The organism is Iodobacter violaceini (genome assembly GCF_011601265.1).
GTDB classification, from domain to species: Bacteria; Pseudomonadota; Gammaproteobacteria; order Burkholderiales; family Chitinibacteraceae; genus Iodobacter; species Iodobacter violaceini.
This window is the reverse complement of sequence record NZ_JAAOLX010000006.1, coordinates 320,888-341,480: the sequence shown is the minus strand read 5'-3', so window position 1 is coordinate 341,480 and position 20,593 is coordinate 320,888. Positions and strand designations below refer to the sequence as shown.

14 protein-coding genes are annotated in these 20,593 nt (G+C 52.5%); 6 read left to right on the top strand and 8 right to left on the bottom strand.

Annotated features, from left to right (window positions below; all coding sequences use genetic code 11):
• The 7 genes from HA050_RS13785 to HA050_RS13755 all read right to left on the bottom strand — a co-directional run.
• The coding region (locus tag HA050_RS13785; RefSeq protein ID WP_166827181.1) for a retention module-containing protein at positions 1-3,385 on the bottom strand (3,385 nt) is incomplete at its 3' end.
• Between the two features lie 153 nt (positions 3,386-3,538).
• Positions 3,539-4,141, bottom strand: a complete 603-nt coding sequence (locus HA050_RS13780; protein ID WP_166827179.1) for a response regulator transcription factor — start codon at positions 4,139-4,141, stop codon at positions 3,539-3,541.
• Complete coding sequence (locus HA050_RS13775) at positions 4,138-5,559, bottom strand: HlyD family type I secretion periplasmic adaptor subunit (RefSeq protein ID WP_166827206.1); 1,422 nt, start codon at positions 5,557-5,559, stop codon at positions 4,138-4,140. Before HA050_RS13775 ends, HA050_RS13780 begins: the two co-directional genes overlap by 4 nt.
• Positions 5,560-5,561: 2 nt before the next feature.
• Positions 5,562-7,745 (bottom strand): type I secretion system permease/ATPase, encoded by a 2,184-nt coding sequence (locus tag HA050_RS13770; RefSeq protein WP_166827176.1) that lies wholly within the window; start codon positions 7,743-7,745, stop codon positions 5,562-5,564.
• A gap of 120 nt (positions 7,746-7,865) precedes the next feature.
• Complete coding sequence (locus HA050_RS13765) at positions 7,866-9,257, bottom strand: FAD-binding oxidoreductase (protein ID WP_166827174.1); 1,392 nt, start codon at positions 9,255-9,257, stop codon at positions 7,866-7,868.
• A complete protein-coding gene (locus tag HA050_RS13760; RefSeq protein ID WP_166827171.1) occupies positions 9,254-10,192 on the bottom strand; it encodes a homoserine kinase in 939 nt (312 codons plus the stop codon). Before HA050_RS13760 ends, HA050_RS13765 begins: the two co-directional genes overlap by 4 nt.
• A 9-nt stretch (positions 10,193-10,201) precedes the next feature.
• The gene (locus tag HA050_RS13755) at positions 10,202-10,519 is read right to left on the bottom strand and encodes a DUF2782 domain-containing protein (RefSeq protein ID WP_099398962.1); all 318 of its coding nucleotides are present in this window, start codon (positions 10,517-10,519) and stop codon (positions 10,202-10,204) included.
• 336 nt (positions 10,520-10,855) lie between these two features.
• On the opposite strand from HA050_RS13755, the gene polA reads away from it, so the two are divergent.
• The 6 genes from polA (at position 10,856) to HA050_RS13725 (ending at position 19,767) form a co-directional block, all read left to right on the top strand.
• Entirely contained in the window at positions 10,856-13,621 is a 2,766-nt protein-coding gene (gene polA / locus HA050_RS13750) for a DNA polymerase I (RefSeq protein WP_166827169.1), read from the top strand.
• A gap of 97 nt (positions 13,622-13,718) precedes the next feature.
• A complete protein-coding gene (locus tag HA050_RS13745; protein ID WP_166827166.1) occupies positions 13,719-15,746 on the top strand; it encodes a type IV pilus assembly protein FimV in 2,028 nt (675 codons plus the stop codon).
• 67 nt (positions 15,747-15,813) lie between these two features.
• Positions 15,814-16,755 carry a hydroxymethylbilane synthase gene (hemC, locus tag HA050_RS13740; RefSeq protein ID WP_166827163.1) on the top strand — a complete coding sequence of 314 codons (942 nt, stop codon included), beginning with the start codon at positions 15,814-15,816 and terminating at the stop codon, positions 16,753-16,755.
• Entirely contained in the window at positions 16,755-17,528 is a 774-nt protein-coding gene (locus tag HA050_RS13735; RefSeq protein ID WP_166827161.1) for a uroporphyrinogen-III synthase, read from the top strand. The genes hemC and HA050_RS13735 overlap by 1 nt, the downstream gene beginning before the upstream one ends.
• Complete coding sequence (locus HA050_RS13730) at positions 17,525-18,565, top strand: uroporphyrinogen-III C-methyltransferase (protein ID WP_166827158.1); 1,041 nt, start codon at positions 17,525-17,527, stop codon at positions 18,563-18,565. The genes HA050_RS13735 and HA050_RS13730 overlap by 4 nt, the downstream gene beginning before the upstream one ends.
• A complete protein-coding gene (locus tag HA050_RS13725) occupies positions 18,562-19,767 on the top strand; it encodes a heme biosynthesis HemY N-terminal domain-containing protein (RefSeq protein WP_166827156.1) in 1,206 nt (401 codons plus the stop codon). The genes HA050_RS13730 and HA050_RS13725 overlap by 4 nt, the downstream gene beginning before the upstream one ends.
• Before the next feature lie 366 nt (positions 19,768-20,133).
• Here HA050_RS13725 and HA050_RS13720 read toward each other — a convergent pair whose 3' ends face one another.
• On the bottom strand, positions 20,134-20,592 hold the full coding sequence (locus HA050_RS13720) for a SixA phosphatase family protein (protein WP_166827153.1): 459 nt from the start codon (positions 20,590-20,592) through the stop codon (positions 20,134-20,136).
• Position 20,593 lies beyond the last annotated feature (1 nt).

The window sequence follows — 20,593 nt, the reverse complement described above, 5'->3', positions numbered from 1 at the left end:
AGGTTTCTGCTTTGGTGGTGGCGGTGCTGAGCGAAACATTGAAGACAAGGTTATTACCTTCCACCACATTGTCATCCGCCACACCCGGATTGCCGACTTCGATGCCGGTAATGGCCGGGCTGTCGTTGTCCAGAATTCCGCCGGTGGCGCTCACGCCGCCAATGGTCAGAGGAACGGTTTCCGGGGTGATTTCAACCAGTGCGTCATCCACCGTTGGCAGAGTGACGGCGAAGTTGGTCACGCCTGCAGGCACGGTGATCAGACCCGTGGTTGGGTTGTAGGTCACGCCGTTGCTAAAGGTGGCGGTGCCGTAATCGGCTGCACTTGCTGATCCGCCACCCAGGTTAAAGGCATAGGTTTCTGCTTTGGTGGTGGCGGTGCTGAGCGAAACATTGAAGACAAGGTTATTACCTTCCACCACATTGTCATCCGCCACACCCGGATTGCCGACTTCGATGCCGGTAATGGCCGGGCTGTCGTTGTCCAGAATCCCGCCAGTGGCGCTCACGCCACCAATAGTCAGAGGAACGGTTTCCGGGGTGATTTCAACCAGTGCGTCATCCACGGTTGGCAGAGTGACGGCGAAGTTGGTCACGCCAGCAGGCACGGTGATCAGACCCGTAGTTGGGTTGTAGGTCACGCCATTGCTGAAGGTGGCTGTGCCGTAATCGGCTGCACTCGCTGATCCGCCACCCAGGTTAAAGGCATAGGTTTCTGCTTTGGTGGTGGCGGTGCTGAGCGAAACATTGAAGACAAGATTATTGCCTTCCACCACATTGTCATCCGCCACACCCGGATTGCCGACTTCGATGCCGGTAATGGCCGGGCTGTCGTTGTCCAGAATTCCGCCGGTGGCGCTCACGCCGCCAATAGTCAGAGGAACGGTTTCCGGGGTGATTTCAACCAGCGCGTCATCCACCGTTGGCAGAGTGACGGCGAAGTTGGTCACGCCTGCAGGCACGGTGATCAGACCCGTGGTTGGGTTGTAGGTCACGCCGTTGCTAAAGGTGGCGGTGCCGTAATCGGCTGCACTTGCTGATCCGCCACCCAGGTTAAAGGCATAGGTTTCTGCTTTGGTGGTGGCGGTGCTGAGCGAAACATTGAAGACAAGGTTATTACCTTCCACCACATTGTCATCCGCCACACCCGGATTGCCGACTTCGATGCCGGTAATGGCCGGGCTGTCGTTGTCCAGAATCCCGCCGGTGGCGCTCACGCCACCAATAGTCAGAGGAACGGTTTCCGGGGTGATTTCAACCAGTGCGTCATCCACGGTTGGCAGAGTGACGGCGAAGTTGGTCACGCCTGCAGGCACGGTGATCAGACCCGTAGTTGCGTTGTAGGTGACGCCATTGCTGAAGGTGGCTGTGCCGTAATCGGCTGCACTCGCTGATCCGCCACCCAGGTTAAAGGCATAGGTTTCTGGTTTGGTGGTGGCGGTGCTGAGCGAAACATTGAAGACAAGGTTATTGCCTTCCACCACATTGTCATCCGCCACACCCGGATTGCCGACTTCGATGCCGGTAATGGCCGGGCTGTCGTTATCCAGAATTCCGCCGGTGGCGCTCACGCCGCCAATAGTCAGAGGAACGGTTTCCGGGGTGATTTCAACCAGTGCGTCATCCACGGTTGGCAGAGTAACGGCGAAGTTGGTCACGCCTGCAGGCACGGTGATCAGGCCGGTGGTTGCGTTGTAAGTCACGCCATTGCTGAAGGTGGCTGTGCCGTAATCGGCTGCACTCGCTGATCCGCCACCCAGGTTAAAGGCATAGGTTTCTGCTTTGGTGGTGGCGGTGCTCAGTGAGACATTGAAGACAAGGTTATTGCCTTCCACCACATTGTCATCCGCCACACCCGGATTGCCGACTTCGATCTGACTGATGACAGGATCATCAACCGGAGTAACGGTCAGCGTCAGCGTGCTGCTGCCTGTTCCGCCAGCAGGATCGATTACGTTGTAGGTAACAACAGGTACCTGGCCATTGTAATTTTCAACAGGAGTAAAGGTGTAATCACCATTTGGGGCAATCACCAGGCTACCCACATCAGGAATGACTGCAGCCTGGCCCGGTGTAAACGTGCCCGGCAGACCAGCAATAGTAAAGCCAGTAACTGTAAGCGGGCCATCCGGATCACTATCATTGCTTAAAACATTGCCTGTGGCAGGTGTGTCTTCCAGGACTGTTGCACTATCTGCCTGTAAATTTGCAGGATCATCAACTGGGGTAATCGTTAACGTTAAGGTGCTGCTGCCTGTGCCTCCCTGCGGGTCTGCCACGTTATAGGTAATAACAGGGACCGGGCCATTGTAGTTTGCAACAGGAGTAAAGGTGTAATCGCCATTGGGGGCGATAATTAAAGTACCTACATTGGGAATACTGGCTGGCTGGCCCACTGTAAAGGAATCTGGCAACCCAGCGACGGTGAAGCCTGTTACGGTTAATGCACCATCAGGATCACTATCGTTGCTTAACACATTGCCTGTAGCGGGTGTGTCTTCAAGAATTGTTGCGCTATCAGCCTGCAGATTTGCCGGATCATCAACAGGCGTTACTGTAAGCGTAAGAGTGCTGCTGCCAGTGCCGCCAACGGGATCGATAACGCTGTAAGTAATGACAGGCACCGGGCCGTTGTAATTCGCAACTGGTGTAAAGGTGAAATCACCATTAGGCGCAATGAGTAATGTTCCAATATTTGGAATCGTTGCGGCCTGGCTGGCAGTAAAAGCATCTGCCAGACCCGCTACTGTAAAGCCTGTAACAGTCAATGGCCCGTCTGCATCGCTGTCATTAGTGAGCACATTGCCTGTAATAGCGGAGTCTTCTGCACCACTGACTGTATCTGCACCAAGAATGGCCGGATTAGGGCTGGGCTGAACCGGCAAAGCCGTTATCAGTGGTAAATCAAGCGTGCCTGAATCAGAGACTGCAAAGTTAAATGCTAAGGGGTTAACACCTTCAGCAATGCGGCTTAATTCTACAAAGGAGTGGCCTTCTCCTCCTTGTCCACCGCCTAAGCCTGCCGCAGTTGCTTCTTGTTCTAACAGAGCCTCGGCAGCGGCTGCATCAATGGGGGTAGCGGCGACAATTTTTCCTGTTGAGCCGTTGAGATCTGCAATAGCAGCAGATGCCGCATCAGCTGGCTCACTGCCCAGCATCTGAGCATCTACCTGGACGGTACGATCACCACCGATTTCAAGCAGCTCGCCATTAGGCATAAGCAGCTGCACCCGGCCATCGGCGGAGGTTACAAATATTTCATTCTCATTCAACTGCTGGCCTTCTTTTAAAGGCACAGACTTTCCGGTTGCATCCCGCAAAAAAACGCTGCCATCGATGTGCACAACAGTCACGTTTGGTTTGCTTACACTAATTTGCTCGGCCATGATCGTTCAACCAGTGAATAAGTTAAGCTTCAGGCTAGACTCATCCCATGTGAATGCCTACTGTACCCAAGTACAGCCGCACATGCCGCCGATCAGAAAAAAGGCTCCGGATAAACGGAGCCTCTTGTCAGAGATGATTTCCAGGGTTGAAATCTAGCGAATCCCTTTCGCCAGCAAGGCCAGTTGTAAGCGATCGCTCACTTTCAGCTTTTCAAAAATCAAGCCTAAATGAAATTTAACTGTGCGCTCGGTAATCCCCAGCTCTCTGGCGATATCTTTATTTACGCTGCCATTTGAGGCAAGGATTGCCACTTCGCGCTCGCGGGCAGTTAAAGGCGCCATCCAGGCATCTGTATCTTTAGGCGCAAACAGTTTATTCATTGAACGAATCAGCGCTTGCAAAATAGCAGGCCCGGCCCACACGCCCCCCGCCGCAACTACGTTTATCACCGCCAGCAGTGACTCACTTGCAGCATAAGCATGGCAGTAACCGCGCGCGCCAGCAGTAAGAGCCGCCAGATGCTCTGCATCGCCAGGGGCAGAGCTGACAAAGATAATCTGATGCTCAGAGGTGTAGCTCAGCCAGGCCGGATCATTCAGCGCAGGCAAAGCAGCAAGCGCCAGGTCGATCAGCACCACACCTTCAGAGCGGCCAGCCAAAGCCGCCAGTGAGTCCAGCCTGATCAGCTCTTGTTGGGTAGCCTGCTGAACATGAGCAAACAAAAAAGGATCAGCAGTCAGTATTGAGTAGTTCATCGCTCAGTCAACGCATTAGATTTTGCACGGAGTACCGGTTTCAGCAGGTAAGACAACACTGTTTTTTTACCAGTAAGAATATCAACCTCGGCCACCATACCTGGAATAATCGGCAGCTTTTTATCGCCCGCCTTCAAGAAACTAGCGTTGGTTCTAACTTTTACAATATAAAAAGCATTACCTTTTTCATCCACCACAGTGTCTGCACTGATGTGCTCCAGCTTTGCATCAAGCCCGCCATAGATAGAGAAATCATAGGCAGTAAACTTCACAATTGCTGGTGCACCCGGGCGCAGAAAAGCAATATCTTTCGGCAAAATTCTGGCCTCCAGCAATAGCGCATCGTCCCCTGGCACAACTTCAATAATGTCTTTGCCAGGCTGCACGACTCCGCCAACGGTGTTCACCTGAAGCTGTTTAACTGTGCCATTTACGGGCGAGCGAATTTCAGACTGCTTTACGCGGTCAGCCAGCGCCACGCTGCCTTCAGTCAGGCTATTGAGCTTACCTACTGTTTCACCTAATTCTGAGCGGGCCTGGTTTCTGAATGTCAGCTCTACTTCACGAATCTTGCTGCCTGCCTCGCTCATCGCCGATTGAATACGCGGAATTTGCGAGCTTGCAGAATCACGTTCACCCAAATATCGCGATACATCGCGCTCCAGCCGCAAGATTTCCACATCAGAAACAGCACCACTTTTCAATAATGGTTTGGTGGCTTCCAGCTCACGCAAAGTAAGCGCATAGCCCTGGCCCGCCTGCTCACGCCTTGCTCTTGCTTCATTTAACTCTTGCCCGCGCTGCACCAACTGCTGCTGTGCACCGCTAATCAGGGCATTCATTTCTGCCTTGCGGGATTCATAAAGGCCGCGTTCCTGAATCACAATTTCCGGCGACTCGGCCTGCACTTCTGCAGGAACAACAAAAGGCTGTCCGGATGCCAAAGCCTCAAGCCGTGCAGCCTTGGCCTTGAGCGATAAATACTGAGCCCGGTTTTCTTTCAGCGATGAAACAAAACGCGTAGGATCAATCGTGACCAGCAGCTGGCCCATTTTGACCTGCTGTCCTTCTCTGACCAGAATTTCTTTAACAATCCCGCCATCCAGGCTCTGAATCACCTGAATTTGCCTTGAAGGAATCACTTTCCCTTCACCACGGGTAACCTCATCAATTTTTGCCAGACCTGCCCAGAGCAGCACTACAAATACAGTGACCGCCGAAGTCCACACCAGAATGCGCGCTCCGCGCGGGCTCTGCTCAACAATCACCCAGTCGGCATCGGCCACAAAATCACTGTGATCGACCATATCGTGAGCTTCGCCACGAAATAAATACCGGTCAAACCAGTGAGAGCTGAAGCTCACCAGTTGCTGCCACTTTTTGCGCAAGAAATTAGGCTTGGCGCTTTCAATTTGCATCATCAGCTGCTCCTGCCTATTCTGCCCTGCTGCAACGCCTCAATCACCTGAGCCTTAGGCCCGTCGGCCACCACCTGGCCCTGATCCAGCACAATCAGGCGATCAACCAGATCAAGCAGTGAGGTGCGGTGAGTCACCAGCAATAATGTTTTTTGCGTGATATACGCTTTAAGACGCGCTTTAAGTTTTTCTTCAGAAAGATGATCCATGGCACTGGTGGGCTCATCCAGCAGCAGCATCGGCGGATCATTGAGCATGGCACGGGCAATAGAAACGGTCTGACGCTGGCCTCCTGATAATGAATCGCCCCGCTCGGAAATCAGCATATCAAAGCCGCGCGGATGCAAATCTGAAAACTCTTTAACCCCGGCCAGCTCTGCAGCAGCCAGAATACTGCCGTCATCAGCAAAGGGTGCACCCATAGCAATATTCTGACGCAGCGTGCCATAAAACAAGATGGGCTCCTGCGGCACATGCCCCACTGCACGGCGCAATTCAGCGGGATCAATTTGCCGCGTATCCACGCCATCAATCAATACCGCACCTTCACTTGGGTAATACAAACCAAGAATGAGTTTTTCTATGGTTGTTTTCCCCGAGCCAATACGGCCAATAATGGCCATTTTTTCACCGGCTTTTAACTTAAATGAAACATTGTTTAATACTTTTTCGTCATTGCCTGCATAGGCAAAGCTCACATTTTTAAATTCAATATCACCCCGAAATGATTCGCGGTGTAAAAAGTTACTATTTGCAGGGCGTTCAACCGGCAATTTCATATGCGATTCAATACCGGCTAAAGAAGTACGCGCATTCTGATATTGCATTAATAAACCAGCTACTTGCCCCAGTGGTGCCAATGCCCGGCCCGACAGCATAGAGGCAGCAATAATCCCCCCCATCGTCACCATATTTTCAGTCAGCAAATACACACCCACAATAATAACGACCACGCTGACTAACTGACTGATAAATGAAGCAAAATTAACGGTGGTAGACGACAGTAATTTAAGCTTGGAGCCAATTTGCGCGAGGAAATGGGTGGATCGCTCCCAGCGGCGCTGAAACTCGCTCTCTGCCCCCATCACCTTGATGGTTTCAATCCCCACCAGCCCCTCAACCAAAGTTGCATTACGCTGCGCAGAGGCACGCTGGGTCAGCTCAACCATTTCCTGCATTTTGTCCTGAGCCAGCAGTGTAAAGCCCACCACCAGCACAATACCCACCATGGCAGGCACAGCCAGCCACGGCGAAATCCACACCATCACCAGAAGGAAAATCAGCACAAAGGGTAAATCAACCAGGGTGGTGATCGAAGCAGAGGCAATAAAATCGCGTACCGATTCAAAAGCACGCAGATTTGCCACAAAAGAGCCCACAGAGGCCGGACGCGCTTCCATACGCAAGCCCAGCACGCGCTCCATAATCAGCGCAGAGAGCGTCACATCAATCCGCTTGGACGCGACATCAATAATATGGCCGCGAATTGTGCGCAAAATTAAATCGAAACACAGCACCGCCAATGCACCTACAGCCAGAACCCATAATGTTTCCAGAGCATGATTAGGCACAACACGGTCGTATACATTCATAGAAAACAGCGGCATCGCCAGCGCCAAAAGATTAATCAGCAGCGCTGCCAGCAAAGCATCACGGTATAAACGCCAGTTGTCTTTAACCACACCCCAGAACCAGTGCCGGCTTCGCACCGCACCGTGCTCGGGCGCACGCGTTTCAAACCTGAATTTAGGGCGGACAAAAATCACAATCCCGTTATGCGACGCTGCTAAAGATTCGGCATCCACCAGCTCGGATGATTCGCCCGTTTCAGGAAAGCAGATACGGGCCATGCCATCGTCTGTCCACTCAAGCAGCAGGCAGGCACCACGGTCTTTAAGCAGCAAAATAACGGGGAACAAACTGGTTGGCAGCTCTTGCAAAGCGCGGCGGACCACTCGGGCAGAAAGCCCGGCACGTGCAGCGGCACGTGGCACAAGTGAAGGCGAAAGCAGATTATCTGTGAGAGGCAGGCCTGCCGATAAAGCTTCACACGTCCACGGCTGCCCGTGAATGCGTGTCAGCTCGGCAAGACAATCCAGAAGTGGATCAAAACGACTCTGATGCTCTCCCACTCGCCAGTCAGGGCGATCAGTCGCTTTAGAATGGCTGGGATTGGACTCGCTCATGCATTAACTTTATATTTAGTAGTGATAAAAGAATATTGCTGCCGCAATTACAAACCTAATCATTACCCCTATTGTATAGAATATCATTGCGAAATGTATATGAAAAAAATTTTATAAACATTAATCAATTAATACTTTACCCGGATTCATGATTTGCTTAGGATCAAACACTCGTTTTATTTGCTGCATTATAGTTAATTCCAGAGGATTTCTATATTGAGCTAAATGATAACGCTTTAATTGTCCAATACCATGTTCTGCACTAATACTGCCGTTGTGAGACGCAACACAGGAATAAACAATATCATTGACAGCCGGCTCATCTGCATACAATGCCGATGTTTTATCTGTCCTGAAAACGTTGTAATGCAAATTACCATCACCTAAATGCCCGAAAGCAATAATTGACGCATCACTGAATGCCAATGCTAATTGCTGACCACATTCATTTAAAAATGCGGGGATATTCCCCACTGGCACGCTGATATCGTGCTTGATACTCACACCTTCTCTTCGCTGCGCCTCAGGAATATGCTCCCTGAGCTGCCAAAAATCTCTGGCCTGCCTGCTGTTTTGCGCCAGCAAAGCGTTATCACAGGCAAGTGCATGTAAAACTTCTGCCAATTGATCGGTCAGCGCATGGCTGTCACCGCCATCAGATAACTCTACTAACACCGCCCATTCAGGCAAAGGGCTGAATGGATGCGGTAAGGCAGGGCACTGCTTGGCCAGTAATTCAAAACAGGGTCTGGAAATCAACTCAAAAGAAGTCACCCGGTCACCTACTGCAGCCTGCACCCCACGCAACAAATCTACCGCTGCCGCAGGATCACTCACGGCCACCAGAGCCGTTGCATGGGCTGTTGGCAGTGGGTAAAGCCTCAAGACCGCACGGGTAATCACACCTAATGTTCCTTCAGAGCCAACAAAGAGCTGCTTTAAATCATAGCCCGTATTGTCTTTTCTTAAACCCCGCAAACCATTCCAGACTTCGCCACTGGGCAAAACCACCTCAAGACCCAGGGTCAGCTCCCGCATATTGCCGTAGCGCAGCACATTGACTCCGCCTGCATTGGTAGCCAACGCACCACCAATACGGCAAGAGCCAGAAGCTGCCCATTCTGCAGGAAACAGGCGATTAGCCGCCCTTGCTGCGGCCTGCACATCGGCGAGAATGGCACCTGCTTCCACAATCATGGTGTTATTTTCAGGATCAACCTCAAGGATGTGATTCATCCGCTCCAGCGACAACACCAGCGCCGTACCTGATGCATCGGGTGTTGCACCGCCACATAAGCTGGTGTTTCCCCCCTGCGGCACAATGGCGATGCCATGCAAAGCGCAAAGCTCAATCACCGCAGCCACTTCAGCAGTAGAACGTGGTCTGGCTACAGCCAGCGCAGATCCCTGATAGCGGCGGCGCTGATCAAGGCAATAAGCAGCGGTATCCTTGCCTGTTAAAACACCAGCCGTATCCAGCAAACTTTTAAGCGTTTCTAAAAAAGTGTTCACAGCCAAAAATCCTGACGCTCTGCATGAGCACTGATGACCCGCTGAAAATGTCCGGGGTCTTTTGCAAAGGTCATTTCACCCGCTGCCGGCTTATAAAAATCATACAAACGCGACACCCAGAAACGCAGGGCAGCGGCGCGCAAAACATTTGGCCATGCGGCTGTTTCATTGGCCTGTAAAGCACGAACACCCTGATAGCCCAGCAATAAAGCCTTGGCCCGCTCAGCATCCATATCACCGGATTCGCACACGCACCAGTCATTCAAAGTAATGGCTAAGTCGTAAAGAAGAACATCATTACAGGCGTAATAAAAATCAATAAAACCGCCAACATGATCGCCATTCATTAAGACGTTATCGCGGAATAAATCCGCATGGATCACGCCTTTGGGTAAATCAGCAAAATCCTGCCCGGCTTGCAAAGCCAGCTCGCCCCGCAACTGCTCAGCTTCGGCCTCGCTCATCAAAGCAAATAACTGCGGCGCAGTTGCATTCCACCAGGCGGCACCACGCGGATTTTGCATTTGTCCGCGATAGCTGCCTGCCGCCAAATGCATTTGCGCCAGCATTTCACCCACTTCAAAACATTGTGCTGCACTTGGCTCGTCCACCACCGTGCCAGGCACACACTGCACCAGCAAGGTTGGGCGGCCATTGAGCTCATCAACGTATTGATCCGCCAAATTTGCAATCGGTGCCGCCACGGCAATGCCATGATCAGCCAGATGAGCCATTAAATTGACGTAAAAAGGCAGCTCATCTGCAGCCAGGTTCTCAAACAAGGTCAGCACATAGCGACCGTGAGTAGTCGTGACAAAATAATTGGTATTGGTAATCCCTGCGGCAATACCTTTAAGCTCCAGCAAGCTGCCAATAGAGTAACGCTTCAGGAAGGGACCGAGGTCTTCCGCAGTCACGGTAGTAAAAACGGACATAGATTCAACTCAAAATTCAAAAATGACCCAACGTGGCACGGATAAATTACTGCCGCCCAAATCATCACTGCGATCAAAACGCCCCTGCCCTTCTTTATCAACAAGGAAATATGGCAGGCCAACCTTAGGCGTTACTTTCATCATGTAAAGTTTCCCCCTGAGGCGATACTCGGCAATCGTTGCGTCGGTTTTCTCGATCACACGTATTTCCGGTGCCTCAAGCACTTTTGCTTCGCTTTCGGTCGCTGGCAAAGGCGGGGGCGCATCACTGGGAGCGGCGGCATACACGGAGCTGCTCAATAAGAGGCTAAGTAAAATAGGGCGCATTTGATTTCCTTTTTAGGCCAGCTCAGGCCAAAGGCCCGGTCTGATTTCTGATTTACACCGGCCATGATTTGTAGAAATGGCCACAAAGCCCGGCTTCATGATCACCATGTCCATGCAAGGGCTCAGCAGAAACTTGACGTATACATCAGAATGATCATGAAACAAATGTCAGCAGTGACATGTTTAAACTGACAGATAAAAACAGCGATTCAATGGCTTAAGCCTTATAATACGCTGGATTCACCCTCATTTTAGCAAATCCAAACCGAGCACTTCTGGCTTAAGCATTAAGCAAGCTGCTGTTTTTCTTACATCAAGTATAGAGAGTTTCATCGCATGGCGACCCTGCTTTTAATTGACGGCTCTTCCTACCTCTACCGGGCCTTCCATGCGATCCGCGATCTGGCGGCTCCAGACGGCACCCCCACTAATGCGCTGTACGGCTTTGTTAATATGCTGAAAAAGCTGCGTCAGCAAACGCCCGCCGATTATATCGCCTGTGTCTTTGATGCCAAGGGCAAGACCTTTCGCGACGATTTATACAGCGAATACAAGGCGCAACGCCCATCTATGCCAGACGAGCTGCGCGTTCAGATCGCACCGATTCATGCTGCGGTGAAAGCATTTGGCATAAAGATACTGATGGTGGATGGCGTAGAAGCTGACGATGTCATTGGCACGCTTGCAAGCTGGGGCACAGAGCATGGTATTACTACCATCATGTCGACCGGCGATAAAGATATGGCCCAGCTGGTTAATCAGTATGTGCGTATCGAAAACTCGATGACCGAAGAAGTGCTCGATGTTGAAGGCGTGATCAATAAATTTGGCGTGCGACCTGAGCAAATTGTTGATTATCTCGCGCTGATTGGCGATACCGTCGATAACGTACCTGGTGTTCCAAAATGCGGGCCAAAAACAGCGCAAAAATGGCTGACAGAATATCAAACCCTTGATGCGGTTATGGCCAACGCAGACGCCATCAAAGGCGTGGTGGGCGAGAACTTACGCAATACGCTGGAATGGCTGCCCATGGCCAAACAGCTGGTTACCATAAAATGTGATCTGGACTTAAGCAGTGAACTGCCTCAGCAATTTGCCGATCTGATACCACAAAGCGAAGACTGGGACACCCTGCTGGGGATTTTCCGCCAGGCCAACTTCAGAACCTGGATACGCGAAGCCGAAAGCAAATTGGCAGCTCCGGCGCCCGACGATTTATTCAGCCTGGCCGCCAGCCCCTCAGCCGCACCTGCAAGCAGCACCCCTGCCATTGAAGCGCCTGCCGAGCGCAGAGCCGCCCCTCGCAATTACCAAACTATTCTGAGCGATAGCGAGCTCGATAGCTGGCTGAAGCAGCTAATGGCTGCTCCGGTGGTATCGCTCGATACCGAAACCACAGGTTTAGACGCTTTAAACTCGCAAATTGTTGGCATGTCGTTTTGCATCAGCGAAGGCCATGCAGCCTATCTGCCGCTCGCCCACCGCGGGCCGGATGCAGTTGATCAGCTGCCACTGGATGCAACACTCGCCAGGCTCAAGCCATGGCTGGAATCGGCCAGCCATAAAAAGCTGGGGCAGAATTTAAAATTTGATCAGCATATTTTTGCCAACCATGGCATTGCCTTAGCAGGGGTCGAAGACGATACGCTGCTGATGTCTTACGTGCTGGCCAGCCACGAAAAACACAATATGGATGCACAAGCCGAAAGAGAGCTCGGCGTGACCACGATTAAATTTGAAGAACTCTGCGGCAAAGGTGCCAAGCAGATTGGCTTTGACGAAGTGGCGGTCGATGTTGCCAGCACGTACGCCGCAGAAGACGCCGATATCACGCTGCAACTGGCCCACGCAATGTTGCCGCGCCTGACCGGCGGGCTGGCACATGTTTACCGCGAAATCGAAATGCCATCGCGCAGCGTGTTGTTTGAAATGGAGCGCACCGGCGTGCTGCTTGACAGCCACAAGCTCAACCAGCAAAGCCACGAAATTGGCCTGCGCCTTTTGGAGCTGGAACAAAGCGCTTACGCTTTAGCCGGCCAGCCGTTCAATCTGTCCAGCCCCAAGCAAATTGGCGAGATCTTCTTTGAGCAGCTCAAGCTGCCAGTGATCAAGAAAACCCCCAAGGGCGCGCCATCCACCGATGAAGAAGTGCTGCAGGAGCTGGCAAAAGATTTTCCGCTGCCTAAAGTGCTGCTCGAACACCGCTCATTATCCAAGCTGAAATCGACTTACACCGACAAGCTGCCGCTGATGGTAAACCCACGCACTGGCCGTGTGCATACCAGCTACAACCAAACCGTAGCGGTGACCGGGCGCTTAAGCTCTACCGAGCCAAATTTACAAAATATCCCGATCAAAAGCATGGAAGGGCGCAAGATTCGTGAAGCCTTTATTGCGCCCAAAGGCTGGCAAATTATGTCGGCCGATTACTCGCAAATCGAGCTGCGCATCATGGCCCACCTGTCCGGCGATGAGGCGATGATCGCCGCGTTTAACTCAGGTGAAGATATCCACCGCACCACAGCCGCCGAAGTATTTGCCGTGGCACTCGATCAGGTCAGCAGCGAGCAGCGCCGCTACGCCAAAAGCATTAACTTTGGCCTGATTTACGGCATGGGCGTATTTGGCTTGGCGGCCCAGCTGGAAATCCCGCGTGACGCCGCCAAAAACTTTATCGACCGCTACTTTGCACGCTTCAATGGTGTTGCCCAATATATGGAAAACATCCGCGCCAGCGCCAAAGAACACGGCTATGTAGAAACGGTATTTGGCCGCCGCCTGTGGCTGCCGGAAATTAAATCCGCCAACGCCGCACGCCGTGCCGGTGCAGAGCGCGCCGCCATTAATGCGCCAATGCAAGGCACCGCCGCCGATTTAATTAAGCTGGCCATGATTAATGTGGCCAACTGGATTAAGACCGAGGGCCTGCAAAGTAAATTAATCATGCAGGTACACGATGAGCTGGTACTGGAAGTACCCGACGCCGAAGTTGAGATGATGCGTGAACAACTGCCGCTTAAGATGGCCGCCGCCGCCAGGCTGACCGTCCCCTTGCTGGCTGAAGTGGGTGCAGGTTTAAACTGGGAAGAAGCGCATTAATTCTGACACTCTCTTTGTCAGCCCTAAGTAAATAGTCTACAGTCCAGCTACAGCGTTAAATTACATCTACTTGGCATTTAAACGGCTTACTCAATTAATGATGATAAACACTCCCCCTCTCAAGCTGCAGTTTAGCTGGAAGATGCTGTGTCTTGCTCTGGTCGTGAGCGAGCCTGCTGCAGCCCTGACGCTGGGGGAGCTGAACATTCAATCCGCCGTTGGCCAGCGGTTTCGGGGCACTGTAAGTTACCAGCTTGCCCCTGAAGATGGCTTAGCAGAAGACTGCAGCAAACTAAGTATCGTCGCCCCTGCCAACGAACTGCCAGGCTTAGGCCAGGCCTCACTGCGCCTGCTGGCTAAAGAGCGCGGCGGGCAGATCCTGATTCAGTCTGCCGATGTTGTAAATGAGCCTGTGGCAGGCTTCAGTATAAAAATGGAGTGCAAGGGCCAGCTGCTGCAACGCAGCTACACCGTGTTTTTAGATCCTGCGCCGCTCACCCTTCCAAGTGTTGCAGAAGAAACACACGCCGCAGCCCGCCCTGTAATCAGCACCACAGCCAGCCGCCCCCGTCGTGCAGCAAAGCCCGTCAGTGCCAGTAAAGACACAAACAGCCAGACAACGGTTGTCCAAAGCAAGCAAAAACCTGCTGAAATACAGCCCTCTTTGCCTGCCAGCAATGGCCAGCTGCGGATTGAAAGCGAATTAAGCTTTAAAAACCAGGCGCCTGAAGTACTTAGCCCGGAAGAGCTGAAAACCAAAATCGCCATGATGCAAAGCTTGCAAGAGCAGTTGCAATCAGAAATGCTGCGCCTGCAACAATCCATGTTGCATCTGCAGGCTTTAAGCGGTGCAAGCGCTGTAGCAACAAGCAGCACGCCAGAGCCCACAAGCTCTCCGGTTGCCACCCTGAATATCAGCAGCGCAGCTCCGCCAGCACCTTCTGAAGCGCCGGCACCCGCAGCCCCCAAACGCACAACAGCAGATGGTTCTGCAGGCAACAGCTGGTGGATGGCCGCCGTGATTGCCGCATTAGCTGCCGCAGCCGGGGCGGGCTTATGGCTGCGCCGCCGCCAGCAAAATCAAACCAGCTGGGACGCAGATGCAGAAAGCGCGATTTCTCCTATCTCTCGTACTGGTCCCAAAATCATTAAACCTGCCGCCGCAGACGCGGATGAGCATTCTCTTTTCCGCCACAGCCAGCTGTTCTACGGCGGCATTGAAGTGCAGGAAGAAGAAGACGGCAGCGCCACACTGGAGCGTGCGCAATTACTGGTGGCCCAGGGTGAAACCGATCAGGCCATTGAGCTTCTTTATCAGACGATCGACGAAAACGAGGCCGATAGTGAGCCATGGCTGCTGCTGTTCCGCGTTTTACGCCAGCAAGGCATGAAAACTGAATATGCCCAGCTGGCAAGGCGCTTCCATGATCTGGGCGGCGATGCAGACGACTGGGCGCTGGTCCGCAATATTGGCTACCGGCTGGATCCGGAAAACCCACTATACAGCGCTCACGAAGACAGGGCAGAAACCATTGCTGAGCCGGCGATTGAAGAACACCCTGAGGCGGAGACCAGCCCTCAGCAGCCCCCGCTGCCCGCACCCGGGCCCATTGCTGCCGAGCCATTAAGCGCGCAAGACGCCATGCTGATGGAGTTTTTATCTGCGCCAGCCGCTGAAGAACCACCAGCAAAGCCAGCCTCATCCATAACACCCCCGCAAATCATTTCGCTGGATCTGCCCCCGCTGGAATTCTCTCTTGAAGAAGATGCAGGCAGCCCCCTGGATATTTCATTACAAAACAATGAAGAAACAATAGAAGCCTCTTTGCCGCTAGAAGAAGCAGTGGAAGCAGTGGAAGCGGTGGAAGCGGTGGAAGCGGTGGAAGCAGAAGCATCGCTTTCCTTTGAAGAAACCAAGCCCATAGAGCTTGAAGCGCCACTTTCATTTGAAAATACAGAAATTCTTGAGATCGAATCGCCGGTTGATTATGAAAAAATCGGGCCAACTGAAATCAAAGCGCCTGTTTCACTTGAAGAAGCCGAACCCATCGAAGAAATTGATCTGGTGGAATTAGAAATCGAATTACACCCACCGCTTTCAGTCTTTGAGCCGCGTAAACACTGAAGCCAACCAAGGCATCAGCTAATGATAGAATGCGTCCCTGTATGCAATCACGCTAAAGGATACGCAAGTGACTCAACCTAACCGCCTTGTTATCGCCACCCGCGAAAGCCCGCTTGCGCTCTGGCAGGCCAACCACGTAAAGGCGAGGCTTGAGGCGCTTTATCCTGAGCTTCAGGTTGAATTACTCGGCATGACCACGCAGGGCGACCGGATTTTAGATGTAACCCTGAATAAAATTGGCGGCAAAGGCCTGTTTGTTAAAGAGCTGGAAACCGCCATTACCGAAGGCCGTGCCGATCTGGCCGTGCATTCGATGAAAGACGTACCGATGGTTTTGCCCGAAGGCTTTACGCTGGCCGCCATTGGCGAGCGGGAAGATCCGCGCGATGCCTTTGTTTCTAATAAATACGATTCACTCGATCAATTAACGCCTGGCTGTGTCGTGGGCACTTCAAGCCTGCGCCGCGAATCACAATTACGCGCCCGTTTTCCGCATTTAGTCATTAAGCCTTTACGCGGCAATGTGGGCACGCGTCTGGGCAAGCTGGATGCAGGTGAATACGACGCCATTATTCTGGCCTCAGCAGGCCTGATTCGTCTGGGTTTAGCCAGCCGGATTAAAAGCGCAATTTCACCTGCCGACAGCCTGCCGTCTCCGGGCCAGGGTGCACTGGGCATTGAGGTACGCAGCGATCGCGCTGATCTGATTTCGCTGCTCGCCCCCTTTAACCACGCGGCAACGGCAGCCTGTGTAACTGCAGAGCGCTCTTTATCCCGCCGTCTGGGTGGCTCATGCCAGATTCCATTAGGCGCTTTTGCCGAAGAAGATGATGGCTTTTTACGCCTGCGTGCCTTTATTGCTAACCCCGATGGCAGCGATATTATCTACGCCGAAGGCAATGGCTCTTTAGCCGCCGCCAATGGGCTGGGTTTACAGGTAGCCGAACTGCTCTGTACCGAAGGCGCGACTGAGATTCTGAAGAGTCTGGCCGCTGCAGCCGCAGAATAATGCAAACACTGAGCGGCCTGCGCCTGTGGGTAACCCGTCCCAGACAGCAAGCAGCAGATTTAATTGCTTTGCTGCAAGCCGCAGGTGCAGAAGTACTGCCGCTGCCGCTGCTGGAAATCGCTCCGCCTGACGATCCTGCGCCGCTGCAGGCCGCTTTAGCTCAAATTGAGCAATTTGATCTGGCCGTTTTTATCAGCCCATCCGCGCTTGACGCCATATTTGCACATTTGCCCGCACCATGGCCCAAAAACCTGCCCGTCGCGGTGGTGGGGCCGGGCAGCGAGCGGCGGGCAAGCGCACTTGGGGTGCAGGATATTATCTGCCCTGCCGTACAATTTGATAGTGAAGGCCTGCTGCAAGAAACCAGAATGCAATTTTTAGCAGGTAAAAAGCTGGTGATATTTCGCGGTAATGGCGGACGTGAATTATTACCAAAAGCCTTACAAGAGCGTGGCGCGCTGCTGACTATCATTACCGCATACCAAAGACAGCCTCCCCGCTTCGATCCGGAGCATTTAAATGCCCAATTGAGCAGTGGCTGCGATGGCATCGTCATATCCAGCTCGGAAGCAGCGCAACACTTATTCCAGCTCGCTGGAGGCAAGGCGCTGCAAGCGTTACAATCACGCATATATTTCGTACCCCATCCGCGTATTGCACAGACGCTAATCGCTTTGGGTGCAAAACAAATAGAACTTACGAATGCAGGGGATAGCGGTATTTTGCATGGCATTTGTCAGCACTTCACAAAACCCCGCCAGGAATCAAAATGACTCAGGATACTTCACAAGACTCGCTCGCGGCGGCACTGCAAACGCCTGACCGTCGCTTCGTTCCGCAGACCGCTATTGTGCTTGGCAGCGTAGCCTTGATTGCTACAGCGGGTGTCTGGCTTTATCAGCAGCAAGCCATGGAGCAATTCAAGCTTGAAGTAAGCCGTCAGCTGGCCGCCAATAAAAACAGCACTGCTGAGTTCAGCCAGCAGCTGGCAAGCAGCGCTAAATTGCAGGAGCAATTTAGCGCCAAACTGGCACTTCTGGATGCCAAACAAGCGGAATCGCTCAGCCAGCAGCAAGCGCTGAATAATATGTATGAGGCGCTTACCCATAATGAAACCCATCGTGCCCTTTCTGAAATAGAACAAATCCTTGGCTTTGCCAGCCAGCAACTGCAATTAGGCGGCAATGTAAATGGCGCGCTGCTTGCACTGGCGAATATCGACCAAAAACTCGCGCAGCTGAACCGCCCGGAGCTGATCAGCCTGCGTCAGAGCATTACCCGTGATATTGATACCCTTAAAGCCCTGCCCTATGTAGATATCATTGGGATCAGCGCCAAATTAGACAGCCTGATTAAAGGCCTGGAAGACCTGCCTCTGGCAATTGATGGCTATCGCCAGGCGGCGCCTGCGGTCAAAGCATCAGCCAGTACTACCCCCCTGGCCAATTTTTCTGATGAAATCTGGCAACAGCTTAAGCAGCTGATCCAGATCCGCCGCATGGACAAACCAGAAGCCATGTTGCTTTCACCGGAACAAAGCTTTTTCCTGCGGGAAAACATCAAGCTCAGGCTGCTGGATGCACGTACGTCCCTGCTGCTTAAAGATGAAGCCAGCTACCGTGGCGATATTGCGGCTGCCCTGCGTTATTTAGAACAATACTTCGATAAAAAAGCGCCGCAAACAGCCACATCGATTGCCACGCTAAAACAGTTAGCAGCGCAAGATCTGGCAATTCAGCTGCCGGAACTCGGTACGAGCCTGGCGGCAGTACGCAGCGCCCGTACCATTGCAGAAAGGGCCAAGCAATGAGAATTCTGCTTTGGATCATCGCTCTGTTTGCGCTGGCCGTGGGGCTGACGCTGTTTGCCCAGCTTAATACTGGCTATGTGCTGCTGTTCCTGCCGCCATGGCGGATTGAAATCTCGCTGAATGTATTTGCAATGCTGACACTGGCGACCATTGCCCTGCTCTATCTGCTGCTTCGTGTAGTTGCAGAGCTGGGCGGCCTGCCACACAAGGTAAAGCAATACCGCGAACGCCAGCAAAGAGATGCCTCAATTCAGCTGGAGCGCGAAGCGCGTTTAGCTTTTTTTGAAGGCCGCTATCAGCGCGCCGAACGTTTGGCCAGCGAAGCGCTGAATAACAGCGAAAACAATGATGCTTTTGCCGTTAATGCGCTGCTTGCCACACGTGCCGCGCATCAAATGCGTGATTTTGCCCGCCGCGATCAGTATCTGGACAAACTTCAGCAACGATTTGGCAACCAGCACTTAGCCGCAGCAATGATGGCTGCCGAGCTGTACCTGGATGAGCGCCGCTATACCGATGCAGGCAATGCGCTTGCCGCAGCCAAGCAAATCTCACCCAAGCTGACCGCTGCCCTGCAGCTGGAGCTGCGTTTACGCCTGCGAGAAGAAAACCCGGATGCCGTATTACGATTGGTAGAACAGTTAGCCAAAAGTGAAGCGGTTGATGCCGAACAGGCCAGACGCATTCGCAACCAAGCCTATCTGCTCAAGCTGAGACAACAACCTTTATCCAGCCATCAGCTGAAAGACTGGTGGAATAAGCTGCCAGCCCACGATAAAGCCTTGCCACAGCTGATCGAAGCGGTGACAGACAGCTACAAACAGCAGGGAGAGCCCGCAATGGCCCGCAGCCTGCTGGAAGAAACCCTCAGAAACGAATGGTCCGGCACCCTGGCTGGCCGCTATGGCTCGCTGGGGCTGACCGGGGAAGCCCTTATTTCCCAGCTGCAACAGGCCGAGCTTTGGCTTAAGCAGCATCCTGAAGATCATTTGCTGCTGCTGACACTTGGCAGGCTCTGCCGTGCCAGTGCCCTTTGGGGTAAAGCGCAAACCTATCTTGAAGCAAGTATTGCTGTACACCCTACCGCTGTGGCCCATGCAGAGCTGGCAGAATTACTGGATTCGCTCGATAAAAACGATGCCGCCAGCCGGCATTACCAGGCAAGCCTGGCACTGGCATTACCCCAGGCCAGCCTGATTTAAAGCACGATTGAACCGCAACAGGCAATAAAAAACGGCTGCATTGATTGCAGCCGTTTTGCGTATTGAGCTCTTATTTTTTATGAGGTGGCGGTGCAGCTGGTTTTTTCTCATCAGAGAAGGTGATCCATGAAAATGGAGCAGATCCCTTATTACGCTCAAAAAAATCAGGCGCAGGAGAAATATGGCCAGGAGGAACAACGGGTTTACGGACTTGCGTATTAGTTAGCATTTTATTGCCCCCGAGTAATTTGCAATAGCATATTACTTGATATTAACACAATACATTGACATCATTAGCCTAAAATTGACTTGAAACAAATAATAAACTTTCTATTTCAGTAACATGAAATTCTAATGAAACAAGTATTACAGTAAATCCGGCGACATCACCATTCGTAATAAATAGCTGATCTGTCCTTCCTTAACCCGCCTCTGCAACCACCAGCAACCACCCCGGCGCAGCTCCCAATCGTGCTCTTTACCCGCCATAATCACGGCTGCAGCACGGCCCAGCTCTGGCTGATGCCCAACCAGCACAATGGTCTTTCCCGGCTCCCTTGGCCAGTTACACACTTCCAAATAAGAGCCGCATAAAACACCGGGGTTCAACCTTGCATCAATTTTAAATTGCTTACTTAAAGCCCTGGCCGTTTCCTGGCTGCGCACCGCCTCGCTGGCAATAATGGTGATTGCCCCGCCATCAAGGCGCTTACTCAGCCATGCCGCCATTTTCTCTGCCTGCTTACGCCCTTTCGCTGTCAGAGGACGACGCAGATCATCTGCCCCCTCCTCTGCTTCAGCATGACGCCACAAAATTAAATCCACA

Bases quoted from the DNA above. Each gene is read 5' to 3' on its own strand.
- polA (WP_166827169.1), top strand. From the start codon at position 10,856: ATGGCGACCCTGCTTTTAATTGACGGCTCTTCCTACCTCTACCGGGCC.
- HA050_RS13725 (WP_166827156.1), top strand. From the start codon at position 18,562: ATGAGAATTCTGCTTTGGATCATCGCTCTGTTTGCGCTGGCCGTGGGG.
- HA050_RS13775 (WP_166827206.1), bottom strand. From the start codon at position 5,559: ATGCAAATTGAAAGCGCCAAGCCTAATTTCTTGCGCAAAAAGTGGCAG.
- HA050_RS13770 (WP_166827176.1), bottom strand. From the start codon at position 7,745: ATGAGCGAGTCCAATCCCAGCCATTCTAAAGCGACTGATCGCCCTGAC.
- HA050_RS13760 (WP_166827171.1), bottom strand. From the start codon at position 10,192: ATGTCCGTTTTTACTACCGTGACTGCGGAAGACCTCGGTCCCTTCCTG.
- HA050_RS13780 (WP_166827179.1), bottom strand. From the start codon at position 4,141: ATGAACTACTCAATACTGACTGCTGATCCTTTTTTGTTTGCTCATGTT.
- HA050_RS13745 (WP_166827166.1), top strand. From the start codon at position 13,719: ATGATGATAAACACTCCCCCTCTCAAGCTGCAGTTTAGCTGGAAGATG.
- HA050_RS13735 (WP_166827161.1), top strand. From the start codon at position 16,755: ATGCAAACACTGAGCGGCCTGCGCCTGTGGGTAACCCGTCCCAGACAG.
- HA050_RS13730 (WP_166827158.1), top strand. From the start codon at position 17,525: ATGACTCAGGATACTTCACAAGACTCGCTCGCGGCGGCACTGCAAACG.
- HA050_RS13755 (WP_099398962.1), bottom strand. From the start codon at position 10,519: ATGCGCCCTATTTTACTTAGCCTCTTATTGAGCAGCTCCGTGTATGCC.